This window comes from Vibrio sp. 1557, assembly GCF_033340175.1.
In the GTDB taxonomy this organism is placed as follows: domain Bacteria; phylum Pseudomonadota; class Gammaproteobacteria; order Enterobacterales; family Vibrionaceae; genus Vibrio; species Vibrio alginolyticus.
The window spans coordinates 618828-641538 of record NZ_JAWOVZ010000001.1; the positions used below are offsets into that span (position 1 = coordinate 618828).

Genomic DNA, 22711 nt, shown 5'->3' on the forward strand with positions numbered 1-22711 from the left:
GGCATTATGGCTAAGCCAACTCTTGCGCCAAAATCACAGGGGATGGATCCCCGTTTGTACTGCGATTACGCTCGTTTAGTACGTCTGCAAGCACAAGCAGAATCATTCAGTTTACTTCCTCACCTAAAGGCGGGTAGCGTACTCTCTGGCCGACACAATTCGTTGTTTCGCGGTCGTGGATTGAACTTCGAAGAGCTGCGCCATTACCAATTGGGTGACGATATTCGTAACCTTGATTGGAAAGTTACGATGCGTACGGGTAAGCCGCATGTACGCAGTTATACAGAAGAAAAAGATCGCAACGTAATCGTGTGTGTCGACCAGAGAAGCACAATGTTTTTTGCTTCGACGCAAGTAATGAAATCAGTTGTCGCGGCAGAGATCGCAGCGATGTGTGGGTGGCGAGTATTAAAAGATGGCGACCGAGTCGGTTTTGTCATCGCATCCCAGCAGGCGTTGTTTCACAGCAAGGCACAGCGTTCGCAAAACGATCTTCTGGCGCAACTTAAACGTCTCGCTAAAGCCAATCAATCGCTCAATGTGGACTCCCGCAATTCCGAAAAAGCAACGTTCAGTCAATGGATTGAGCTTATTAAACGCATGAAGCTCAAGCAATCCACTTTGATTTTTATCAGCGACTGGAGCGACTGCGAGGAGCACCATCTTGATCACCTTAAACAGCTACAACAGCACAACGATGTTCTTGCAGTGATGGTCAGTGACCCATTAGAACAAGCGCTACCAGACGATTTGGCAAAATCGAAATGGGTGGTTGGTGATGGGCAGTATCAACTCAATTTAGACAGCAAAGCAAAGGTAGAAGCTGCGAGCGCAAAGCTTGAGGCTCGAACTAGCTTACAGCGTCAATCACTCTCTCAACTTATGGCGATGAAACACCTTCCGCACATCGAACTCGATACGACAGGTGAGCACATTAAACAATTCCAAAAACTGGTAGGAGGGCGTTAAATGAGTGATCTTCCTACGCCTCCGAGTACCTACATACTCAGAGAGCTGCATGATGTGGCTGTACCACCCAGCGTGAGTTGGTACCCGCAAACTATTGGCTGGAAAATTTTAGCGGCGGTTGTGCTCATTGCATTGGTGTATGTCGTATATCGATTGGCTCGGCAATGGTGGCATAATCGTTACCGAAAAGAAGCTCTACTGGCGATTTCGCAAATCAAATCGAGCGACAAAGACATGCCAAAAGTATTGTTCTCTGTGCTTAAAGTAGTGCTGATTCATATTGATAGCCGCAACGCGAAATTGTTTGATACCGCCTTTCTGCGCAAGCTCGATGCGCTGTATCCGCAAACCGAAGATTCTCAAGCAAACTCGCAAATGGTTTTTAACGATGAGCTTTCAAAGTGCTGGCTACAAAGTATTGTTGACCCAAGCGTTACGCTAACCAACGAAGAGCGAGTAACGCTTATTGCTCGTGCGAAAAACTGGGTGAGTGAGCACCGTTGTGATGCTCAAAAAAGCGCGGCAAATAAATCACCACGATTGAAACGCAAAGCACATCAGGGAGGTCAACATGAATGATCTTCTTGCATCGATAACTGGTTTGTCTGGTTTTGAATTTGCTCACCCAATGTGGTTTCTGGTTTTGCCCTTGCCGTTGGTGGTGTACTACTTGGTGCCCGCATATCGCACTAAGCAAATGGCGATCAAAGTGCCGTTTTTTAGTCAGCTGGTGGAAGCGATTGGCGAGACGCCATCAGAAGGTGCAAGCCAGTTGACCCCGAGTTGGTGGCAGCGAGCAACGTTAATTCTTTCATGGCTTTTGGTGGTGTGTGCGATGACAAAACCCACCGTGTTAGGCGAGCCTCAAGTTCGCGCGAGTTTAGGCCGCGATGTGATGGTGGTGGTGGATCTTTCGGGCTCCATGGCCGAGCCAGATTTCACCTCACGTACAGGCGAAAAAATTTCTCGTCTTGATGCGGCAAAAGAAGTGCTGTCGGAGTTTGTTCAGTCTCGTAAAGGTGACCGATTAGGCTTGGTGCTTTTTGGTGATGCTGCTTTCGTGCAAACGCCATTTACCGCAGACCAAAAAGTGTGGCTCGAACTGCTTAACCAAACCGATGTGGCAATGGCAGGGCAGAGTACCCATCTTGGTGATGCGATTGGCTTAGCGATTAAAGTTTTTGAGCAAAGCGATAAGTCGCGTGGTGCTTTAGAACAAGATCAAAACCGTGAAAAAGTCGCGATTGTATTAACCGATGGTAACGACACGGGCAGTTTTGTTGAACCGATTGATGCGGCGAAAGTTGCGAAAGCCAAAGGCGTGAGAGTACACGTCATTGCGATGGGCGATCCGGAAACGATAGGTGAAACCGCGTTGGATATGGACACGATTCATCGCATTGCGAAAGAATCCGGCGGTGAAGCGTTTGAAGCACTCAACCGTGATGAACTATCGGCTGCCTATGACGAAATTGGCAAACTGGAACCTCAACTTTACGAAAGCACCACATACCGCCCAAAACAAAGCCTTCATCATTACTTGATGGCGTTAGTGGTCATCATGCATTTGCTCGCGTTCAGCGTCGCAACACTTAAAAGAAGGGCTGTTACACGATCATCATTAGGAGAGAGCGATGTTTGATTCTCTTAGTTGGACGCAATTCTTTACGCAGTTTCATTTTATTCGACCACTGTGGTTACTGGCTTTGGTCCCCATGTTTTTCTTGGTGTGGTTACGCTGGCGAGAAGAAAGCAAGCCAAGCTGGAAGGATATTCTGCCCGAACATTTACGCAATGCTTTGACGATAGGTGAGCGAGGCTGGCGTAAGCAACTGCCGCTTAAGCTCTTGATGCTGATTGTGTTCATCGCCATTGTGATTTGTGCAGGCCCAACGTGGCAACGTGAATCTTCCCCCTTTGGCGAAGATAAAGCCTCTCTGCTGGTGGTGCTTGATAACAGCGAATCGATGCTGCAAAAAGATCTCCCACCAAGCCGCCTTGAGCGTTCCAAACAGAAAATACGCGATTTGCTAGCCGTGCGAAAAGGCGGAAAAACGGGTTTAGTCGTGTTCGCGGGCAGTGCTCATGTCGCGATGCCTATAACTCAAGACAGCAAAGTATTTGACCCGTTTTTGGCGGCCATTACGCCAGAAATTATGCCCGTGCAAGGTAAGCTTGCCGAAAAAGCATTGCCGTTAATTGACCAACAATTGCAAGGTCAACCAGGCTCCACCGTTCTGTTGGTGAGTGATGGCGTTAATCCAGCCACGATTGAGCAATACCAAGCGTATTTCTCGGGCAAACCTTATCAACTGTTAATTCTTGCGGCAGGGAATGCTGACATTGTGAGTAACAACCCAATGGATTTGGATTCTCTACAAAAACTGGCTAGTCAGACTAACGGTCGATTGGTGGAAGTGACCGTCGATAATAGTGATATCGAGCAACTGAATCGATACGTTGAGCGCAATATGCAGCTTAATGGCGAATCTTCAATGCCTTGGAAAGACATGGGGTATCAACTTCTGTTCCCAATCGCGCTGATCATGATGCTGTGGTTTAGAAAAGGGTGGTTAGTGCAGTGGTGCGTGATTGTAATGGTGAGCGGCACGTTATTGATGCCAACAAGTGCATTGGCCGAGAACATTTCAGTTAAAGCCGAGCAGCCACAAGTTGTGCAAAAAGTGACGGCTTTCGACAAGGTGACGCAATGGTGGTGGGATTTGTGGCTAACGCCAGATCAACAAGGACAGCGTTTGTTCAACCAACAAGCGTATTTAGAAGCCGCGAAACACTTTGTCGATCCATTACGCAAAGGGACGGCGTACTACTACGCTAGCGAGTTTGAACTCGCCCACAGTGCGTTTTTGGAAATGCAAAACGACCCGTCCGAAGAGGTTCGAGATTACGGTCTTTATAATGCGGCGAGTGCATTGGCGCGTCAGCGTGAATATTTGGCTGCACGTGACTTGTTAAAATCCCTAGCCAACAAGCCAACGTTAAGCGAGAGGCTAAGACCGGATGTTGAGCATAACTTGAAAGTGATTGGTGGTATTGTAGAGGACATCAACCGGATGAGTGAGAGTCAGGCAGGAACGGAGCAAGAAGCATCAACCGAGCTAGGCGATAACCCTCAAACCGCAGAAGGGGCGGATGAAAAAACGTCAGCGGAGTTGATGATTAAAGAGACGTTAAGTGCAGACGACATCTTAGGTAGCCAAGAATTAGCCGACAAATGGTTAAAGCGAGTCGAAGCGGATCCTAAATACTTCTTAAATGCGAAGTTTCAGATTCAATTGCGTTCAATAGAAACCGGAGAATCAACCTCTACTGCGAACGAAAATACAGAGGAGGCGGTGCAATGATGAAAAGCCACCGTTTTACGCACTTTGCTTTACCCTTGTGGTTAGTTATCTGTTTCGGTTTCCTCCTGAGCAGTAGTGTGTTGGCTCAAGATATTCGTGACGTTCAACGAGAGCATGGTGTTGAGTTACAAGCGTGGGTTGGTCAACAACCAACGGCTGGAGAGAAGCGGAAAACACCAAGTTTTAGCGTCAATGAGCAAGTTATTTTAACCATCGAAGTGGCAACGCCGCGTTGGTTTACGGGTGGTACGAGAATTGGCAATATTGAAATACCCAATGTTATCGCCAAACAGCGTAATCAACTAGCAACCAACTTTACTGAGCAAAAAGAGGGACAAACTTGGTCGCGTCAACGCTGGGAAGTGACTTTGTATCCTCAAGCTTCTGGTGATTTTGTGATTCCACCTGTCGCAGTGGGCGTTCAGGTGTCGGCGCCGGACGGCGAGAAGGTGTCAGGCACACTTTACACGCAGCCGATTAAGTTCAAAACCGTATTGCCATCGGGCCTGCTGAGTGGTGAGACACCTTGGTTTTCTGCAACAGATGTAGAGGTAAAGCAAGAGTGGGATACCTCCACTGAGTCACTCAAAGTTGGGGATGCAATCACGCGTAAAATCACCATTTCGGCTCAAGATTCACTATCTGTATTGCTACCAGACTTGTTGAAAGGAGAATCAACAACCCGTTATCAAGCGTATCCTCAACCCCACCGTTTGACAGATACGCAAACACGTGGTGATTACCAGTCAACACGCACAGAAGAGAGCGTGTACGTGATTCAACAAGGTGGTGAATTAACCCTGCCGGATTATGAGTTCCGTTGGTGGAACAGTAAGACTCAGCAAGTGGAAACGGTGATGTTAGAGGGCAAAACTTTTGCCGCGAAGCACACGTTGAAGTCCTTCATCAGAACGTACTTTGAATGGATTGTTTCCACGCTTGTGTTGCTGGGTTTTGTGATTATTTCATTGGTAGCCATTAAACGTTACTACCGCAACAGACCGACACCAGCATGGCTGACGTTCCACCGTTTGTTAAAGGCTAAACGTTGGTCTGAAGCAAGGACCATATTGTACAAACAATTGCGTTTAAATACGGCCGAGCTAGAAATGACCAAAGCCGATACGAGTGAATCGTGGCAAAAAAGTGCGTCGCGAATGCAAAATGGTGAAAATAGCGCTCATTTACTGAAGTCGATGTGGCGCAAAGTCCAGACCAAACAAAAACGCTTTAAATTCCGTATTCCGCGAGCGTTACCAGAATTGGACAAAGTCATTGGAAGAGATGGCAATGAATAAAACGGGGCGCTAATATAGCGCCTCGTTTTTATTAAAGAATAGAGTTCAAATGAGCCAAGAGTTTATGCGCCGCGCATTGGAAGTGTCCAAAAATGCGCTTCCTGAATGTCAACCCAACCCGCCGGTTGGCTGCGTGTTAGTGAAAGACAATCAAATCGTTTCTGAAGGTCATACTCAAGCGATTGGTGGCAATCACGCGGAAGTGGAAGCGCTGAATGCGTATCAAGGCTCGTTAGAATCGGTGACGGCATACGTTACGCTGGAACCGTGTTCGTTTGTTGGTCGCACGCCAGCTTGCGCGGTGACATTAGTCAAATCCGGCATAAGCAAAGTCGTCGTAGCCATATTGGACCCCGACCCGCGCAACAGTGGTCGAGGTATTGAGATTCTAAAACAAGCAGGTATAGAGGTAGAAACGGGTTTGTGCGGCGAGGAAGTCAGCGAGTTTCTTACCCCTTACCTAGGCAAAGCCTAAGTCAAGCTTTACGTTGCACTATGGTGCCAGTTTATGTGGTGAATGAAGTGCGTCAAAATTGAGTTAAAACTCATTAAAACAAGCGATACCGCCCATTTATTGCACTTGGCTACGTGAAGGATCATGCTGTTAGATTAAAATAGAGAAAGTGACTTTTGAAAAATTTAATAGCATGAAACCGACCGACCTTAATCTTATTCCCATTTTCACTGCCATCTATGAAGAGCGTAACTTGTCTCGGGCGGCGGCGCGTTTAAACATCACCCAGCCTGCGGTGAGTAAAGCTCTATCAAGGCTACGTGATATCTACGATGATCCATTGTTTCATCGTTGCGTTAAAGGTGTCGAACCAACCTCGTTCGCGATGGATATTTATCCTGCTCTTCTTGCTTCAGTACAAAATTTCACTTCGACATTATCAGCCTCTAGAGAGTTTGACCCTAAAGTGTCGAATAGAGTGTTTTCTATTGCCTGTGTGTCCGTTGCAAGCTTTGAGTTGCTACCTCAAGTCATGAAACAAATCCGTGTGTCGGCGCCAAATGTTGCATTAGAAGTACATCCGCTTTTTACGGAAGACTTTGAAAGTGATCTGCGGTTACAACGCTACGATTTGATCATTGATATCACACCAAGAGCAAGAACGGTGTTAAAACTGGAAACTGTACTTACGGAGCGTTTGGTGGTGGTATGTAGCGAAGCGCATCCACGCCTGAATGATGAGATTACGGCTGAACAATTTTTTGAAGAAGAACACGTAGTGGTTTCGCAGTGGCAGAGTCGTAAGAGCTTGTTAAACGCCGATGACATTGTCGACTTGGATAAGAGAAAGATTAAGTATCGAGCCTCAGGCGTACTAGAAATGCTCCCAATTATTTGTGGTAGTGAATACATTGGTTTAATGCCTGAGTCGATGATCAACTTGTTCAATAACACCTATCATGTTAAATCTTTATCAATGCCATTTGATGAACAAATGTATGAGCTTTGTACAATCTGGCATCCTAGTCGCACAAACGACAGCGCCCATCAGTGGTTACGTTCACAGATTAAGCAAGCAGGAAAAGTCATCAACCAATAGGAAGTGCAATGAAAAAGACAATACGTGCCATCCTTAACGGAAAAAAAGCTGGGAATCCAGAGTTAAGAGATGCAATCATGAAAATGAGAGAAAAAGGCATCGACGTACAGGTGCGTGTGACGTGGGAATCTCAAGACATGCCGCGGCTAGTTAAAGAAGCGGTTGATGAAGGCATTGAACGTATTGTTGTCGCTGGTGGCGATGGGACCGTCAATGAGGCGGCTTCTGCGATTATTCAAATTGTCAAAGAAAAACGCCCTGAGTTAGCCATTATTCCCCTTGGTACCGCCAATGACTTTGCTGCCGCTATTCAAGTACCTAATTCCATTAAGGCGTCTTTATCTCTTGCTGTTGAGGGGCAGTCCGCTTTGGTCGATTGCGTCAAAGCGAACGATCGCTGCTTTATTAACGTGGCAACAGCAGGGTTTGGCGCAGAAGTTACAGCAGAAACGCCTGTTGAACTCAAAAACTTTCTTGGCGGTGGAGCTTACACGCTAACTGGTGTTGTAAAAGCACTTGGCTTTAAACCATATGACGGAACAATAACGATTGAAGGTGGTGCGTATCAGGGAGAAATGTTGCTCGGTGCGTTTTGTAATGGGCGCCTTGCTGGAGGTGGGCAAGAGTTAGCTCCAAAAGCGATGATTAATGATGGGCTGATGGATCTAACATTGGTGCGCCCATTTTTACCTCATGAGCTGCCTAAAGTAATCGACGAGATCAATAACCCGAGTGAGAAAGGAGAGTTTGTGAAGTACACAAGAGCAAGCTGGTTGGAGATAGACTTCCCGAATCCATTACCTCTTAATTTAGATGGAGAACCCTATCATTCGAGAACCATTAGATTTGATGTTCAGCCTAAGAGTATACGATTAGTCGTACCGCAAGATTGTCCTTGCTTGACTAGCTAAACGAGCGTTTTCCATGATTATTGCTTAACACAGCCACTAAAATGTGGCTGTGTTGCTTGTGTTGAGGTATCGTCAACTTCTTAACGTTTTTGAATGGTCTCAACGTCTATCTGCGTAGTTGTCCAATCTGAGTCAACCTCTCCTCGAATCATTACGGTATCTTTTGGTGTCACTTCTTGACCCATCCAATCTTCGTTGTCGATCTCTACTTCGATTTCACCAGTGTTGTCTTTGAACAAGTAAGTCTCGTTACCAAATGATTGAACAATATGCCCGGTTAGCACTACAGCGCTGTCGTCGGTTGCGTTGCGCGCCTCTTTCACCGTATTGATTGCACTGACTTCTGGACCATTAAACGCGGCGAAAGCCGAGCTTGAAAGTAGGGCAAGCATGGATGTTAACAATACTCTTTTCATTATCCTCTCCTGATATTAGAAGTAATAAGTTGTGCCTACATTAAAGGATGCAGTGTTTGCGTAGCTGTCTAGTTGGTATTTTGCGTTTGCGCCAATGGTGAGCTTTGGCAACACTTGGTATTCCGCGCCCACAGAGAACATTGCGCCTAACTCGTTGTTTTTCTCTGAGCTATGGAAAAGCGTGTTGCTTATTTCCACATCGTCATTCACGACAAGCTCATATTCTTGATGTTGAGCAACCTTGGCGTCGTATTGCGTGTAAGTTAAACCCGCTTTGAATTTTGTTGTCCATTTATCACTTAATGCATAGTTAAACACTGGTGCTAGCGAGACTTGTTTGGCTGTGATCGAGGAATCCCAATCCATTTCATGATGGTAATCTTTGCCATCAATTGTCTTGATACCAAGGTTCTTAGAACGGCCGTCATCAAGGTCAAACTGGCTGTAACCTAGCTCAATTGCCCAATTGTCATTAAACGAGTAACCGATAAAACCTGAGAAAATACCATCCTCAAGTTCTGGATTAAGTGTTACATTTTCAGCTGAAAAGTGAGGTTCCAAGTCATGGTCAGTGGTGCCTAGTCCATATTCCAGACCTACATAAGGAGCCGCAGATACCGAAACTGAGCAGGTAACGAGTAACGCAAGAATGGTTTTGTTCATTTTATTTTGCCTCTTCAAATCAACTTAATGAGTAGAAGCGCATTGTGTGTGATGAAGCGTGAAGTGATCGTGAAGAAACAAAAATATTTCAGAAAAAGAGCAAGGTGCGGTAAAAAAGAAATTGTTTTAATGAATATGCGCCAAGCTCTTTATATAAAGAGAGTTAACTTGCGGCGACGTAACACACCGCAAATGGCACATTAAGGCGAGTAAACTCTTTAATCCAACGCCATTGGTTGTCTTGGAGTTTATCGCCTGGCCCTTTTACTTCAATCCATTCGAACTCGTTTCCTTTAAAAGCAATCAGATCAGGCATCCCATTGCGGTAAAGCTTTAGGTCACTCAATTGTATTTTAAATAGCGCCACCAACATGCTAGTTGGGATTGTATCGAGTGCCGTTTCGAGTAGCTCTTTACTTATTAAGCTCCAATGCACAAATGGATTGCTGATACCAAACTTCTCATCGTACCTAGTTAACAACGTATGAGTATTGCCCGTTTCCAACTCATCAAACGTCGCATCTATCAAAGCTTGGCGTTTGGTAACAAAATCAGAATGGTACAAATCCAGAGGACGATGTTGATAGGCATTGATGAATGCGCCTTCGATGGGAGCGAAAATCGCATCCCAAAAAGTGAGACCAAGTAATGCATTAAGCAGTGCATTTTCGGCGTAAAATACAGTCCAGCCTAAGGACTCAAAATACGCTTTGCTGGCGAGTTCGACTCTCTGTTGAGATAAATCCAGTTCAAGGCGGTATTCCGTACAGGTTGGCTTCGTCACTCTTGGCACTTTCTCGCCTTGTTTTCGTTTTAACCGTTGCTCAAGTTTTTGTGCAACTTCGAGCTCAGACACATCGATCGGTGAGTGAAGCATATCTGTGACAATGTCACCAAATAAATCATCATGGTTTAATTTGTCATAGATACGTGCGCGTCGTTCTCGGCTCGGTGTGAGTTGAGTTTGCCCAAATAGAGATAGGGCGGTCTCTAGATCATTAAGCCGTTCGTAATCACGTGCTATGTCATTCAACATGTGCTCGCGTTTACGATCTACGTAACGGTGTTTAACGGGCTGAGGCATTGCCTCAATTAATAAGTCGAGATTGGCTTTGTCTTTTCGGTCAAATTGCCAGTACAGGTTGGCCAACTGGCTCAGTTCAATTAAACGGTCTATTTGCTCACGTGAATCAAAGAAACGGCGCACTTTACTCAATTGATATTGCTCGAACTGATGCAAACCTAAGTCATCAAGCACAAACTGACTTAAGTCTTGATGGGTGTTGGCAAAAAACAGAGTGAGCAACACGTCGATCATATGAGCTGAATTGAGTTTGACGATCGTAAACTCAAGCTTCTCTATACGATCAAATTCCGCATTACTCAAACGTTCGACAAGGGCGTCTTTCTTGAGTGATTTCGGCAGTTCGGGATAAAGTGTGGAGATTTCTGGTTTGGTCAGTAAATTGGCCGCTAACTCTTGATGAGAAAGGGGTGGGGAAAGGGCTACAAACTCATGCTGACTCAATTCTACCAGTGCTTCATTGATAGAAGGTATTTCTTGATAACTCAGCTTATCGCTTCGAAACCAACACCCCTTTCGGCTGTATAAACGCACCAAAAGGCACTGGGCGTGTTTGCTCAAAGAATCAAACGAGCAAAGCCATGCGTGTTCTTCCTTGGTCAGTAAATCGCTGTACCAAGTTACTGCGTGATGAGTCAGCTTAAAGAAGTTCTCTAGATAGTAGTCTGGTGCAAATTCGATAGGGCTTTCCATAAACGACCGATAACAAAAAAGGCTTAACCCATAGGTTAAGCCTTTTTGCTATCAAATCAATTCGCAATTATGCGTTTTTTAGCTGTGCTACTTTCGCTTCAGACAATGGCTTAGTGATGAACGCTAGTACGATACATACTGCCATCATTGCTGAAGAAATTGTGTAAGCCAAGGTGTAGCCGTCGCCATTTGTCATCGAGAAACCAACAACCGCTGCGCCGATTGCACCACCGATACCCCATGCTGTGTAAAGCACACCGTAGTTAGTGCCGTAGTTTTTCAGACCGTAGAACTCAGCCGTTAGAGTAGGGAATACCGCTAGAAGTGTGCCGTAACCTACCGCTGCGATTGCTGTACCGATGATCAGTGTAAACTCAGAGTCGAACGTCGCGAACAGCACCATGTTTACGCCTTGTAGAACGAACGCGAGTAGAAGCGTACGAACACCGCCGATTTTATCTGCAAGCATACCCGCGGCAACACGACCGCCAGAGTTGAATACAGCAAGAATAGACGCTAGGTAAACCGCGTTTGGCAAGTTTGCTTGAACGCTTGCGATTGTCGTGATGTTACCAATGATCATTAGACCAACAGAAGCTGCAAACGCGTACATGATCCATAGAGAGTAGAACTGTGGCGTTTTCAACATTGCTTTCCAAGTTAAGTCATCTGACTTTTTCACCGCTTTAGGTGCTTGGCCTTCTTTTACTTTAGGCTCAGCAGGTGTGTAGTCTGCTGGTGGGTTGTTGATGGTTGCTGCAAGAGGAACTGCAATCGCTAGGATACCAACACCAAGAACCATAAAGCTAGTTTGAATGCCCATGCTGTCTATTAGCGCAGAAGTTACTGGCGCAAGGTAAATAGCCGCTAGACCGAAACCTGCCGCAATAATGCCGTTAACCATACCTTTCTTCGAAGCGTGGAACCACTTCATCGCAGAAGGTGATAGGCATGCGTAACCAAAACCGATACCTGCACCTGTGATCACACCGAATGTAATGTTCAACATTAGTGGAGAGTTCACAAAGCCAGAAGCGATCATGCCCAGACCTGTAAGAACAGTACCTAGGATAAGGATCATTCGAGGGCCCATGCGGTCTTGAAGAATACCTGCAATAAGAAGACAGATAGAGAAAGTGATGGTTGCAGTTGCGTAAGGTGCAGAAGCTTCTGCAGCACTCCAGCCTGATTCAGTTACCAGTGCCTTGTTGAATACACTCCAAGCATACAGGATGCCAAGACAAAGGTTGATACAGAACCCTGCTAACAGGATGCGCATAGCTTTATCAATCTTGCTCATTTTTATTCTCAGTTTTTCCTCTTATTGGCAATGCCGCAAAGAAGGTTGGTTTAAAGATGTTTTTTCTCAAAATTAGTTTGCGTTTTTCAACGTTTAACGCAATGAGCGCGGATTATAACCAATAAATATGTGATTGGAATCTCTTTTTACGGTTACTGATAAAATAATTTGCAACATTAAAAGTGGATGTGAATTCATGGTTTTGTATGTAGTAAGAACGTTGTAAAAAAGTGGCATTTTTTGTTCACTAATAACGAATGATGAGTCAAGACAGAGAGGTTTTACGCTGTTGAGTGCACAGTTCACATTTCAAATAAAAAATTTCAAAATGTTTCCATGTTAACCATCTGTAACAAAAATGGCGAATTTATCATCTGGCTGTCGTAAGTATCAGATGCAAAGGGTTTCTTAATTTTTAATTGTTAACCTTTTGTAATAATTGAAGCTGATTAGCTTTTGTGTTCATTAAGTGAGCAAAAAAGTAACTTGTAATTGCTGATTTTAGGCGCAGAATATAGTGAAAAATGAGTTTTCATTTATGAAGGGATGCTTTTTAGATTTGTTGTGAGGTGACTTATGAAACTGTTCCTATTACTCATGGCTTCGGTATCCGCTGGTATCGCATCAGCAGACCACATCCATTCATTTATGTTGGGCTTATCTATTGCTTCTTTAGCGGTAGGTAGCTGTTATTTCTTCGCATTTCGCAGCTCGCGCTTTCCACAGCTTGCTTTATTCCTACTCATTTGCGGTATGCTTTCTAAGTTGACGATAACCGTAGTCGGTGTGATGTGGGGAATGTCCGCGGAATTAATCACGTCTCCAATCGTATTCGCACTTTCATATTTATTCTTTTCGCTTGCCGTTACCTACTTATGGTTTAGCTACAGAGAGAGCATCACTAAGATTCCTGACCGATTTAAGTCAGCGTAAATCATCACATTAGAATAAAAAAACGCCAGCACATTTGCTGGCGTTTTTAATTAAACGTAATTTTGTTCGGATATTGCTTTTAGTTTGATCGTGGCAATACCGTTAGGCACTCATTGGAACAAGCACCATAGTACCAATAATCACCGTGATAAGGCCTGCTAGAACTGGAACGGATGTGCGTTTTACAACCTCAAACGGGCTGATGTTTGCCATACCTGATGTCGCAACGATTACGCCAGATACTGGTGAGATAGTACGGCCTAGGTTTGATGCTTGAAGCATCGGGATAATTAGGAACGCAGGGTTTAATCCCATTTTAGCAGCTAAAGATGGTGCTAACTCCACGAACGCATAGAAAGGCGCGTTGCCCGAACCCGTTGCAATTGCTGCTGCAACTGTCAATGCAGTTAGAATAAGCATTAAAGCAACGCCGCCTGCACCAGCATTGTCTGCGAGATGAAGTAGGTTATCGATAGCGCCGATAGACATCAGACCTTGTGCAAAAACCCCTGCGGCAACCAAAAGCATCACAACGCCTTTAAACGCGTCAGCCATGCCCGCGTAACAAGAATCTAAATCTTCTAGTGATTTCTTACCATCGAACTTATTTACAACATAATGGATCAGAGCTCCAAGGAAAATCGAACCAACCACAATAGTGTAGATGTCTAGACTAAGTCCTGGAATGGTACGACCGTTGAATAGGAAAACGCCGATGATAGGTAGAAATGGAAGAGCTGCATAAAACGCTGGTGCGTCAGCTTTGATCTCTGATACATCAATTTTTTCCATTGGCGTATTTTCTTTCTTATCTAAGTATTTGTTCCAGAAGAACGCTGCCGCTGCCATGACGATGATTGCGCAAATAGAAACAGGCAACACAGTTTGTACCGCAAACACATCAAGCTCTAAACCAGACTTTTCTGCTGCGATAACAACATCACCAGAAGTAGGAGAAAGGATGATTGCCGCTGGAGAGGCACACACTGCAACGGCTGCTGGACGAGAAATGCCCATCGCGACCATCATTGGGAATAGTGTCGCCATTAATAGTACGCCAAGGCCTGTTGCAGAACTTACCGCAAGAGACATTAAACACGCCACAATGTAAGCCGCTACCAAAAGGACGTAAGGAGACTTGATGACAGAAAGCGGTTTAGAGAACTGTTTCACTACCACGTTGTTCGCGCCGATATGAGTCATGTATGACGCAAAACCACAAAGCAGCATGATTTGCATACCAAGACCGCCACCGCGGTATTGAAGCATGTATTTCACGTATTCCAGCGCATCTGTCACCATGTTACCAGTTGAGGTGATTTTTGACGGCAGCACGTCGTGCCCCAAAACGCCAGTCATAAGAAGTAAAGCAATACCAGCTGTCAGTAACACGCCCGCAGCTTTATAGCCTTTGACAATAAAGTAACCCACCGCAATGGTAACCACTAAGCCAATTAAGAGCTCTAACATAGGGATCTCCGAATGTTATGTAAAAAAGAAAGAAACTGTTTCAGTTTATGACAAGGAATTTACAGAATTCTTAGCTGTGGCACGAGACAAATATGGGGCTTGCATGATCTGAGACAAATAATAATTTAATAAATGATTTCGTTAGATTGTATTGTTGGAATTTGGTTTTCTAAGTGTTATGTGCTGGTTTGAAGCTATTTATAGGAAGGAAAATATGACTAGGAAAGTGAATGAATAATGAGTGAATTGATTCACAATAGGAAAAAGACTTTACTCAATAAGCAATTATTGGAAAACACTCTTCACAACAAAAAAGCTTCGCCGAAGCGAAGCTAAGTAATCGTAAGAATGAGGATAAACTATGCGTATCGACGAACCATAAGGTTCCAACTACGTTGCTGCCGTTCGAACTCTGCTTTAATTTGCTGGTACTTCATTTTCGTTACAGAACATTCGTATTTTTTTACCACACTGGCAGTTTTGGCACCGAGTACTTCTTTGCGCATCTCGTAGTATTCCTGCATGTGATGAACTAGAGTATCAAACTCGTGCTGTAGCTGATCGAGGATCGTTTGCGTGTTCGGTTTCGATTCTAGCTTTTCTCTTGCTTTCTTCAAAAGTTGACTCGCACGGGCTTTTTCAATTCTAAATGTAGGCGTTGTGCGCAACTTAGATGTGAGTCCTAGCCAAGAACATGACTTTATCAACCACTTCGTTGGGTCGTAATGCCACCAATACACGCCATTGCGATAGTCATTCTCGAAAATATGATGGAAATTATGGTAACCCTCTCCAAATGTGAAAAAGGCGAGTACACCATTATCGCGAGCAGTGTTTTTGTCTGTGAAAGTTTGCTTACCCCAAATATGTGCGAGGGAGTTAATGAAAAAAGTCGTATGGTGACTCATAAAGAGTCGAGTCGCACCAACGACCAATAACATCCCCCAGATATCACCGTAGATCAGTCCGAGCATGACTGGGAAACCAATATTAGTCAGTAGGGCAAGTGGAACATAATACTTATGCTGCCACATGACGATTTTGTCGCGCTTTAGGTCACGGCAGTTTGTATATTCGTTTTCCTTTGATTTATTGTAATCACGTAACATCCACCCAATGTGAGAATACCAAAAACCCCGCTTGGCTGAGTACGGATCTTTATCGTTATTGTCGACATGTTTGTGATGCACACGATGATCAGAAGACCAATGTAATGCACTATTTTGCAAAGAAAATGCTCCTCCAATCGCAAAAATGGCGCGCAAAATAGGATGAGCTTCGTATGTTTTGTGGCTCCAGAGACGATGATAGCCTGCTGTAATAGAAAGGTTAGTAAAACTAAATGCAATCACTCCCCAAATTAGATGTTCCCAACCTAGTCCAAAATGATATGCATACCAAGGCATTACAATAAAAGTCAGAACAAAACTGGCAGAAAATATTAATGTATTCAACCAGATAACAGGTGGTTTGTTTTGAGTCACAGGTGTATCCCTAACTTTGAGCTAACAACTGTTCGCTAGAATATCAGCGTACACATGTAAGTCAAATTAAAGTTAGACAAATGTGACTATTCCTTTGGGTGTAGATTAAGGAACTTGATGGGATATTTTGCTTTTAATTGAATAATGAGTAGTATTAAAAAATGAGCTCTGGCTTAAGGTGTATAAAATCTGCCAAGAAACAAGTGTTATAAAGGTGGAATATACCGAGACTCTATAAAGAAGCAAAAATGTAAGAAAATAGGAATACGTAATGGATTTACGATTAGCGGAATATAAGGACTACGAGCGCATTGCGCATCTTCATGCGGATAGCTGGAAGCGTCATTACCGTGGCATTCTTAGTGATAACTATCTTGAGAAAGAAGCGATTGACGACAAACTACTGATTTGGCAAACCCGTTTGACCAACCCACCATTCAATCAGCACATTGTCTTGGCGGAGGAGGGAGGTTTGCTACTTGGCTTTGTTTGTGTGTTCGGCAACCATGATTTCGAGCGTGGAACCTTTATTGACGCATTGCATGTTGATGACAGTTACCGTGGTCGTGGGATTGGTAAGCAGCTATTACTTGCTGTCGCAGAATGGCAACAGCAGTACTTTAAAGACACAGGTCTTTATTTAGAAGTTGTGTCGCAAAACATTTCTGCGATTGAATTCTATCGCCACATTGGTGGTCAAGAGGATCAAGAGCGAACTTGGCGCGCACCTGATGGCAAAGAGGTGTTAGAAAAAGTATTCCGTTGGAAGAACGCCCAGTCATTAGTTAGTGGGATTGAGGAAAACGTGATTTACTCCTAACCTAGCGTTCTAAAACATTAGATAAGAGCAGTCTCAACACTGCTCTTTTTTGTTTATGCACCCTAACGTTATGTTTTATTGAAAGCTTTCTAGAAGTTAACCCCCCATGGCTTTTAGTTCGAGCTCACATTGCTGAGCATTTTCAAACTGAATAGCAGCCATGCCAACTGCTCGGGCACCTTCAACATTGTAAGGCATGTCATCAAGAAATACTGTCTCTTCGGGGTTAAGCTGATACTTTGAAAGTAGAGTTTGGTAGATCTCCGCTTGTGGTTTTAGTAATTGAACTTCAGAAGAGATGATTGCTCCATCAAACAGTGGCCAAAACTCATAGGTAGTACGAAGATGTTCCACAATTTCGTTGATGTTGTCTGTGAGCGCATATACGCCATATCCGGCTCTTTTTACTCGTTTTAACAGCTCTATACTGCCGTAAAGTAATATTTGAGTGTGTTTTACATAATAAAAGAAGCGGTCCATTTCTTCCGTCGTTACTTGGTGTTCACGTTGATAACGCTGTTTTGCTTCCCTTTCGGAGATCGTCCCTTTATTTAAATCTTTCCAGATTTGTGATGAAAATAGCATCTGAGCCATTTTCTCTGATTCTACGGAACCACCAAATGTTAAGCGAACGATTTCTACTGGAGACCAGCGTACCAACACATTACCTACATCAAAAATGACATTTTTTATCTGGACAGAATTCATAACACACCCCAAGCCAATTGTTCTTCACCACGCTATATGCGGTGAGTGCTGTTTTTGAATCGTTGGAAAGTCGTGCCAAAGGCGCGACTTAAGTTTCTTACACAAAATGAGATTAACATCCAATTGGATACAGAGCGATTATCGCAAAATTGCACTAAACTATATGCAACTTTGTTTATTTGGTTGTAAATCAAGTGTAGCTGTCTTAAAAGATTGAAACTAAAGATAAGTATTGCGAGCTGTTTACGTCATTTCGCGCTGCTTATAAATGATGATTAATATATAATTAGTTAATAATAAAACGATAAAAGTGAATCAAAATCACACTATTGTGCGTCAGGCGGAGTAAGCAAAACAGATTATATGGACTCGATACGTAAGGTTTATCAATATGCAGAACCAAACCTAACTCTCGTTGGCTGGATGGGGTTTCTTGGCTTTCCGCTGTACTACTTTGTCTGGGAGTTTGCCTTTCCACAGGCTTATGAAAATTTACCTCTTAGATTGTTTTGCTCGTTATTGTTTTTCGGCATCATTTTTAGAAACCGCTTATCATCGACTTGGAGAGATTATGTTCCTATTTACTACCAAGTGACGATAACGCTGTGCTTACCGTTTTTCTTTTTTTATATGTTACTGATGAATGACTGGTCCAATGTATGGGTTATGTCGTTTATGTCTGCAATTTTCTTACACATTTTACTGGTTCATGTTACTAGGGTCATGTTTGCTCAAACCTTTGCTGGGATAGGTTTAGCAACATTCTTCGCTTGGGTTGCAAAAGGGTTCCATCTTGACTTGACCATGGATTGGACTCATGTGCCAATCTTTCTGTTTATTTATGTCTTCGGTAATTTGTTCTATTTTCGTAACCAAGTTGAACATGAAGCGAAAGTCTCGCTGGCAAAATCATTCGGGGCAGGGATTGCACATGAAATGCGTAACCCGTTGAGTGGGCTTTGCACTTCAATAGATGTTATCCAGTCGATCTTGCCCAACATGAAAGAGGCAGGAAAAGAGCAGTACGTCATGAGTGTAGAAGATGTCACCTTATTACGTGAAGTGAGTCAGGATGCAATGAACATTATCCAATCGGGTAATGAAACCATCGATTTATTGCTGACTTCGATTGATGAAAATCGAGTTTCTCGTTCTAGCTTCAAAAAATATTCAGCTCACTCGGTCGTTGAACAGGCAATTGAAAGCTTCAGTTATAAACGTGCCACTGATCGATTTGCCATATCGTTGGATGCGAGAAGTGAGTTTGAGTTTCTAGGTAGTGATACGCTGCTTAAATACGTTATGTATAATCTTTTCAAGAATGCCTTCCATCACCGTAAATCTGAAGATTTTCACATACATGTATCCATGATAAGTTCAGAACGCTTTAATCAAATTGTTGTAACCGATAATGGTGCTGGTATTGCTCCTGATGTTCTACGCAATATCTTTCAAGACTTTTACACCACCGGCAAATCAGGAAGTTATGGTTTGGGCCTACCGTTTTGTAAAAAAGTCATGCGTTCATTTGGGGGGAACATTGAGTGTCAATCTCAGTTAGGGGAGTGGTCTCAATTTACGTTAACTTTCCCACTAACGACATCTGATACCGTTACTGAAATCAAAAACGATCTGACTAAACTCAAAACCATTCTAACGGTGACTAGCCAAGATATCTTGGTGTCTAAAGTAACAGATATTAGCCGTTTTATGGGCTTTGACTCGACAATTTTAGATGTCAACCAAGTACTCAAAAAGAAAGAGTACGAGTTCGAATTCGATCTGATTTTTATCGATCTTGAGAGCTTAGATCCAAGAGCAAACCAATTGGATAGATTAGAATCTCTCTTGTCTTTCACTGAAGCACGCATAGTTTATCTTTTTGAGCATCATCCGACTCAGAGAGCACGTAAGGCTGCATATGAACCTATTTGGATCGAGACGCAAGCCTGGTTATTGAATACTAAACCAACTATTGAGCGTCTCTTATATGATTCAAGCTATGTATCGACACCAACGGCCTCGGTGACGTTAGATAATTCAAATAAGCGCACAATTATGGTCGTGGATGATAATGAATCTTTGCGTAAATTCACGGCAATGTTACTTGAAAAGCAAGGCTTTGAAGTGATTCAGAAAGAAGACGGGCAGCAGGCTCTGGATACACTAGAGCAAGAAGATGTTGATCTCATTCTGATGGATATCGAAATGCCAATTATGGATGGTGTAGAAGCGTCTAGGCGAATTCGAAGCTCGGATAAAAACTATGCGTCGGTACCTATTATTGCGCATACAGGGGATAGTTCACCTGTCACGTTGGACAAAATTGGGTCTTCGGGTATGTCTGACTTCATCGTAAAACCGGCGGATAAAAATCGTTTGTTCGATAAAATCGCAAACTGGATCTAATCATTCGCGACTTGTTTTCTTGAGGCGAGTTGCTCACAACGAATAACACGAATAAAGAGCTCAGCAAAACTGTTGAGCTCTTTAGTTTTATCTACACACTAACTTACACAAACTCTAAGTCAGGGTGTGCAAATGCTTGTTGGCAGACAGTGAGTACATGATCAACTTCAGCAGCTGTCATGTCTGCATTGACTGAAAAACGGATGATGTTTTTGTTCCTTCCAGTTGCAGGGCGGCAAAACACTGCGCCGTAAACATTTCGCTCTTCGAGAAAGTCGCGGACTCGCTCAGTGTTTCTCTCGTTGCCGCATTCTAATGCGATAATTTGTGATTCACTGCGAATAGTAAATCCAATGCGTTTTAAACCAACGGCTAAAGACTTGGCTCTTTCAAACAGAATATCTCGCTTATCATCTGATTTTCTTATGACGTCCAGTGTTTTCTCTAGCCGAATGATCTCTTGCGGTAATACGGTAGAACTAAATATTGCAGGGTACGCCACAAATGGAAGCGTCTTCGCCAGTTTTTCTGGGCCTAAAATCGCGCCAGCACGATAAGCAAATGTCTTGGCAAGACTAACGGTAATAAAATCTACCTTATGAGTTAAGCCAAGACCCTGCAGTATCCCCGCACCTTGTGGACCGTGTGTACCTAAAGAGTGTGATTCATCTACAACCAGGCCGCAGTCAAACTCCTGTGCTATTTCGTAGATATCACGTAGAGGAGCGATGGTCCCGATAGTGCTGTAAACCGAATCCACAACAATGATCCCTGAACCGTGACGTGAAATCTGTTTTCTTAGGTGACTGGTGTTGTTATGCATGAACGGATGAATTTGTGCTCCGGCAATACGTGCGCCTTCCCACAAAGACATATGTGCAAAGAAATCAATGTACACAGGTATGTTCGGTGCACAAATAGTCTGCAATAAACCGACATTCGCAGCCCAACCAGATTGAGAAAGTAGACAACTAGGCATACCAACGAAACTGGCTAGTTGCGTTTCAAATGCAGGTTTCGATTCATCATCTTGTAAGAAAATCGCGGACATCACGACGTTGTCATCGTGCTGGGAAATCGCATCACGATGCGCGTTTTGAATCTCCTTGTTATGAGACAGTGCAAGGTAATCATTGCTTTGCAGGACAACGGCATTACACGGTGGGCGTTTACCAAGAACAAGGTGTTTTTTGTTCTCATTCGGTTCGATTAGATCTTGAATATAAAAATCTAGGCGTTCCTCGATAAAGGAGGGAAGTGGTTTGCTTTGTATAGTTTCACTCATAATAAATCTCTTCTTCATATGGAAAAACGCCAGCGCTGACACTTATTCATATTGCGGATTTTGGGGAGAGTGTCACTAACCAGGTTGCATAAGTTTGCAGACCCTTGCAAACTCGACATTTGAGGGTTGGATGGTGGCTGTAACTCTATAGGGGCCCGGGGTCTAAACTAGTTTGTGCTTAAAGTTTATACGGCGATTTTGCGGTGTTTTTTCGTGCTTCATATCTGGGATTTTGGATGAGGAATATAAAGTTTGAAAAGTGAAAAAAATGGGCGCATTAGATAACAAAAAAGGCGCGAAAATCGCGCCTTGAAACATGAGTAGATAAAAGACAAGCTTATCGCTTATTACGTAAATAGCGCTTACGACGCTCTTCTTTACGCTTCGCTTTTTCTTCTTCTTTACGGGCGGTTTCAATCTCGACTTCAATCAGTTCTTGAGTGATCATTTCTGGGCGTTCTAATGTAATTTGGCCCAAAGTGCCTTGGCGAAGTTCGTGCAATAAGATCTCTGATACTTTGTGCAAGTCAACACGTCCACCTGCACGTAGTGCACCGCGGCGACGACCAATTTCTTCCATGATCTCGATATCTGATTCTGGAAGCTCTTCAATTTGATAACGCTCTTTAAGCTTGTCTGCATAATGAGCTGCTAGGTATTCAATGGTATAGAATGCGACTTCGTCATATTCCATCGCTGTATCTTTTACCGCGCCGGTAGCCGCAAGGCGGAAGCCACTGTGTGGATTTTCCACTTTTGGCCATAAAATTCCTGGAGTATCAGATAATACGATGCCATTTTGCAGGTTGATACGTTGTTGACGACGTGTAACCGCGGGTTGGTTACCTGTTACAGCGATTGTTCGACCTGCGAGGGTGTTAATGATCGTCGACTTTCCAACGTTTGGGATGCCCATGATCATGGTGCGAATGTTTTTACCAATTTCTTCTCGGTGTGGGGCGAGTTTGCGGCAAAGCTCCATGATTCGATGCACTTCTTGTGGTTCAGAAGTCGTGATCGCCATTGCTTTTACATGTTGCTCTTGCTCCAAGTGCTCAATCCACAGTTGAGTTAATTCTGGATCGGCCAAATCACGTTTGTTCAAAACTTTAACGACAGGTTTGTCACCACGGATTTGAGAAATCAAAGGGTTTTCACTACTGAAAGGAATACGAGCATCCAGTACTTCGATGATCACATCCACTTGAGGGATTGCTTCTTCGATCTCTTTACGTGCTTTGTGCATGTGGCCAGGAAACCACTGGATTGAGTTATTAACCATTTGAATTTAATACCTTAATTTTTCTAATGCTCCAGCGGTTGTAAAAGTAGCAATGTGAATCTTGAGTG

The 22711-nt window shown here is 43.7% G+C and carries 20 protein-coding genes; 11 read left to right on the plus strand and 9 right to left on the minus strand.

The features are described from left to right. Positions 1–6 precede the first annotated feature (6 nt). From R7070_RS02660 to yegS, 8 genes are all read left to right on the plus strand, one after another. Complete coding sequence (locus R7070_RS02660; RefSeq protein WP_132937204.1) at positions 7–969, plus strand: DUF58 domain-containing protein; 963 nt, start codon at positions 7–9, stop codon at positions 967–969. Then, the gene (locus R7070_RS02665) at positions 970–1548 is read left to right on the plus strand and encodes a DUF4381 domain-containing protein (RefSeq protein ID WP_054729304.1); all 579 of its coding nucleotides are present in this window, start codon (positions 970–972) and stop codon (positions 1546–1548) included. Then, positions 1541–2611, plus strand: a complete 1071-nt coding sequence (locus R7070_RS02670) for a vWA domain-containing protein (RefSeq protein ID WP_222716375.1) — start codon at positions 1541–1543, stop codon at positions 2609–2611. The genes R7070_RS02665 and R7070_RS02670 overlap by 8 nt, the downstream gene beginning before the upstream one ends. Beyond that, positions 2604–4334 (plus strand): vWA domain-containing protein, encoded by a 1731-nt coding sequence (locus R7070_RS02675; RefSeq protein WP_213966174.1) that lies wholly within the window; start codon positions 2604–2606, stop codon positions 4332–4334. The genes R7070_RS02670 and R7070_RS02675 overlap by 8 nt, the downstream gene beginning before the upstream one ends. Then, positions 4331–5632 carry a BatD family protein gene (locus R7070_RS02680; RefSeq protein ID WP_213966175.1) on the plus strand — a complete coding sequence of 434 codons (1302 nt, stop codon included), beginning with the start codon at positions 4331–4333 and terminating at the stop codon, positions 5630–5632. Before R7070_RS02675 ends, R7070_RS02680 begins: the two co-directional genes overlap by 4 nt. Before the next feature lie 49 nt (positions 5633–5681). Next, entirely contained in the window at positions 5682–6107 is a 426-nt protein-coding gene (locus tag R7070_RS02685) for a bifunctional diaminohydroxyphosphoribosylaminopyrimidine deaminase/5-amino-6-(5-phosphoribosylamino)uracil reductase RibD (protein WP_005376542.1), read from the plus strand. A 172-nt stretch (positions 6108–6279) separates the two neighbouring features. Next, on the plus strand, positions 6280–7185 hold the full coding sequence (locus tag R7070_RS02690) for a LysR family transcriptional regulator (protein WP_213966176.1): 906 nt from the start codon (positions 6280–6282) through the stop codon (positions 7183–7185). Between the two features lie 8 nt (positions 7186–7193). Then, positions 7194–8096, plus strand: a complete 903-nt coding sequence (gene yegS / locus R7070_RS02695; protein WP_054729303.1) for a lipid kinase YegS — start codon at positions 7194–7196, stop codon at positions 8094–8096. An 80-nt stretch (positions 8097–8176) separates the two neighbouring features. On the opposite strand, the gene R7070_RS02700 is transcribed toward yegS, so the two are convergent. The 4 genes from R7070_RS02700 to R7070_RS02715 form a co-directional block, all read right to left on the minus strand. Continuing rightward, positions 8177–8512, minus strand: a complete 336-nt coding sequence (locus R7070_RS02700) for a YgiW/YdeI family stress tolerance OB fold protein (protein WP_017635355.1) — start codon at positions 8510–8512, stop codon at positions 8177–8179. 15 nt (positions 8513–8527) lie between these two features. After that, positions 8528–9175, minus strand: coding sequence for an AcfA family outer membrane beta-barrel protein (locus R7070_RS02705; protein WP_230238018.1), 648 nt, complete (start codon positions 9173–9175; stop codon positions 8528–8530). A gap of 163 nt (positions 9176–9338) precedes the next feature. Continuing rightward, complete coding sequence (locus tag R7070_RS02710) at positions 9339–10952, minus strand: VRR-NUC domain-containing protein (protein WP_054729300.1); 1614 nt, start codon at positions 10950–10952, stop codon at positions 9339–9341. A 67-nt stretch (positions 10953–11019) separates the two neighbouring features. Continuing rightward, positions 11020–12252, minus strand: a complete 1233-nt coding sequence (locus R7070_RS02715; protein ID WP_005388232.1) for an OFA family MFS transporter — start codon at positions 12250–12252, stop codon at positions 11020–11022. A gap of 576 nt (positions 12253–12828) precedes the next feature. On the opposite strand from R7070_RS02715, the gene R7070_RS02720 reads away from it, so the two are divergent. Beyond that, complete coding sequence (locus R7070_RS02720; RefSeq protein ID WP_005376535.1) at positions 12829–13185, plus strand: hypothetical protein; 357 nt, start codon at positions 12829–12831, stop codon at positions 13183–13185. Between the two features lie 102 nt (positions 13186–13287). Here R7070_RS02720 and dcuC read toward each other — a convergent pair whose 3' ends face one another. Both dcuC and R7070_RS02730 read right to left on the minus strand, forming a co-directional pair. Then, the gene (dcuC, locus tag R7070_RS02725; protein WP_005376528.1) at positions 13288–14655 is read right to left on the minus strand and encodes an anaerobic C4-dicarboxylate transporter DcuC; all 1368 of its coding nucleotides are present in this window, start codon (positions 14653–14655) and stop codon (positions 13288–13290) included. A 359-nt stretch (positions 14656–15014) separates the two neighbouring features. Further along, a complete protein-coding gene (locus R7070_RS02730) occupies positions 15015–16139 on the minus strand; it encodes an acyl-CoA desaturase (protein WP_318103962.1) in 1125 nt (374 codons plus the stop codon). 271 nt (positions 16140–16410) lie between these two features. Between R7070_RS02730 and R7070_RS02735 the strand changes: the two genes are divergently transcribed. Further along, positions 16411–16959, plus strand: a complete 549-nt coding sequence (locus tag R7070_RS02735) for a GNAT family N-acetyltransferase (protein WP_005376525.1) — start codon at positions 16411–16413, stop codon at positions 16957–16959. A gap of 96 nt (positions 16960–17055) precedes the next feature. On the opposite strand, the gene R7070_RS02740 is transcribed toward R7070_RS02735, so the two are convergent. Then, positions 17056–17667 carry an HAD family hydrolase gene (locus R7070_RS02740; protein ID WP_258495067.1) on the minus strand — a complete coding sequence of 204 codons (612 nt, stop codon included), beginning with the start codon at positions 17665–17667 and terminating at the stop codon, positions 17056–17058. A 363-nt stretch (positions 17668–18030) separates the two neighbouring features. On the opposite strand from R7070_RS02740, the gene R7070_RS02745 reads away from it, so the two are divergent. Beyond that, positions 18031–20076, plus strand: coding sequence for a response regulator (locus R7070_RS02745; protein WP_053303516.1), 2046 nt, complete (start codon positions 18031–18033; stop codon positions 20074–20076). 103 nt (positions 20077–20179) lie between these two features. Here R7070_RS02745 and cqsA read toward each other — a convergent pair whose 3' ends face one another. Continuing rightward, positions 20180–21361, minus strand: coding sequence for an alpha-hydroxyketone-type quorum-sensing autoinducer synthase (gene cqsA / locus R7070_RS02750; RefSeq protein WP_053349163.1), 1182 nt, complete (start codon positions 21359–21361; stop codon positions 20180–20182). Between the two features lie 337 nt (positions 21362–21698). Beyond that, on the minus strand, positions 21699–22643 hold the full coding sequence (gene ylqF / locus R7070_RS02755) for a ribosome biogenesis GTPase YlqF (RefSeq protein WP_005376521.1): 945 nt from the start codon (positions 22641–22643) through the stop codon (positions 21699–21701). Positions 22644–22711 lie beyond the last annotated feature (68 nt).

Bases quoted from the DNA above. Each gene is read 5' to 3' on its own strand.
- R7070_RS02660 (WP_132937204.1), top strand. From the start codon at position 7: ATGGCTAAGCCAACTCTTGCGCCAAAATCACAGGGGATGGATCCCCGT.
- R7070_RS02665 (WP_054729304.1), top strand. From the start codon at position 970: ATGAGTGATCTTCCTACGCCTCCGAGTACCTACATACTCAGAGAGCTG.
- R7070_RS02670 (WP_222716375.1), top strand. From the start codon at position 1,541: ATGAATGATCTTCTTGCATCGATAACTGGTTTGTCTGGTTTTGAATTT.
- R7070_RS02675 (WP_213966174.1), top strand. From the start codon at position 2,604: ATGTTTGATTCTCTTAGTTGGACGCAATTCTTTACGCAGTTTCATTTT.
- R7070_RS02680 (WP_213966175.1), top strand. From the start codon at position 4,331: ATGATGAAAAGCCACCGTTTTACGCACTTTGCTTTACCCTTGTGGTTA.
- R7070_RS02685 (WP_005376542.1), top strand. From the start codon at position 5,682: ATGAGCCAAGAGTTTATGCGCCGCGCATTGGAAGTGTCCAAAAATGCG.
- R7070_RS02690 (WP_213966176.1), top strand. From the start codon at position 6,280: ATGAAACCGACCGACCTTAATCTTATTCCCATTTTCACTGCCATCTAT.
- yegS (WP_054729303.1), top strand. From the start codon at position 7,194: ATGAAAAAGACAATACGTGCCATCCTTAACGGAAAAAAAGCTGGGAAT.
- R7070_RS02700 (WP_017635355.1), bottom strand. From the start codon at position 8,512: ATGAAAAGAGTATTGTTAACATCCATGCTTGCCCTACTTTCAAGCTCG.
- R7070_RS02705 (WP_230238018.1), bottom strand. From the start codon at position 9,175: ATGAACAAAACCATTCTTGCGTTACTCGTTACCTGCTCAGTTTCGGTA.
- R7070_RS02710 (WP_054729300.1), bottom strand. From the start codon at position 10,952: ATGGAAAGCCCTATCGAATTTGCACCAGACTACTATCTAGAGAACTTC.
- R7070_RS02715 (WP_005388232.1), bottom strand. From the start codon at position 12,252: ATGAGCAAGATTGATAAAGCTATGCGCATCCTGTTAGCAGGGTTCTGT.
- R7070_RS02720 (WP_005376535.1), top strand. From the start codon at position 12,829: ATGAAACTGTTCCTATTACTCATGGCTTCGGTATCCGCTGGTATCGCA.
- dcuC (WP_005376528.1), bottom strand. From the start codon at position 14,655: ATGTTAGAGCTCTTAATTGGCTTAGTGGTTACCATTGCGGTGGGTTAC.
- R7070_RS02735 (WP_005376525.1), top strand. From the start codon at position 16,411: ATGGATTTACGATTAGCGGAATATAAGGACTACGAGCGCATTGCGCAT.
- R7070_RS02740 (WP_258495067.1), bottom strand. From the start codon at position 17,667: ATGAATTCTGTCCAGATAAAAAATGTCATTTTTGATGTAGGTAATGTG.
- R7070_RS02745 (WP_053303516.1), top strand. From the start codon at position 18,031: ATGGACTCGATACGTAAGGTTTATCAATATGCAGAACCAAACCTAACT.
- cqsA (WP_053349163.1), bottom strand. From the start codon at position 21,361: ATGAGTGAAACTATACAAAGCAAACCACTTCCCTCCTTTATCGAGGAA.
- ylqF (WP_005376521.1), bottom strand. From the start codon at position 22,643: ATGGTTAATAACTCAATCCAGTGGTTTCCTGGCCACATGCACAAAGCA.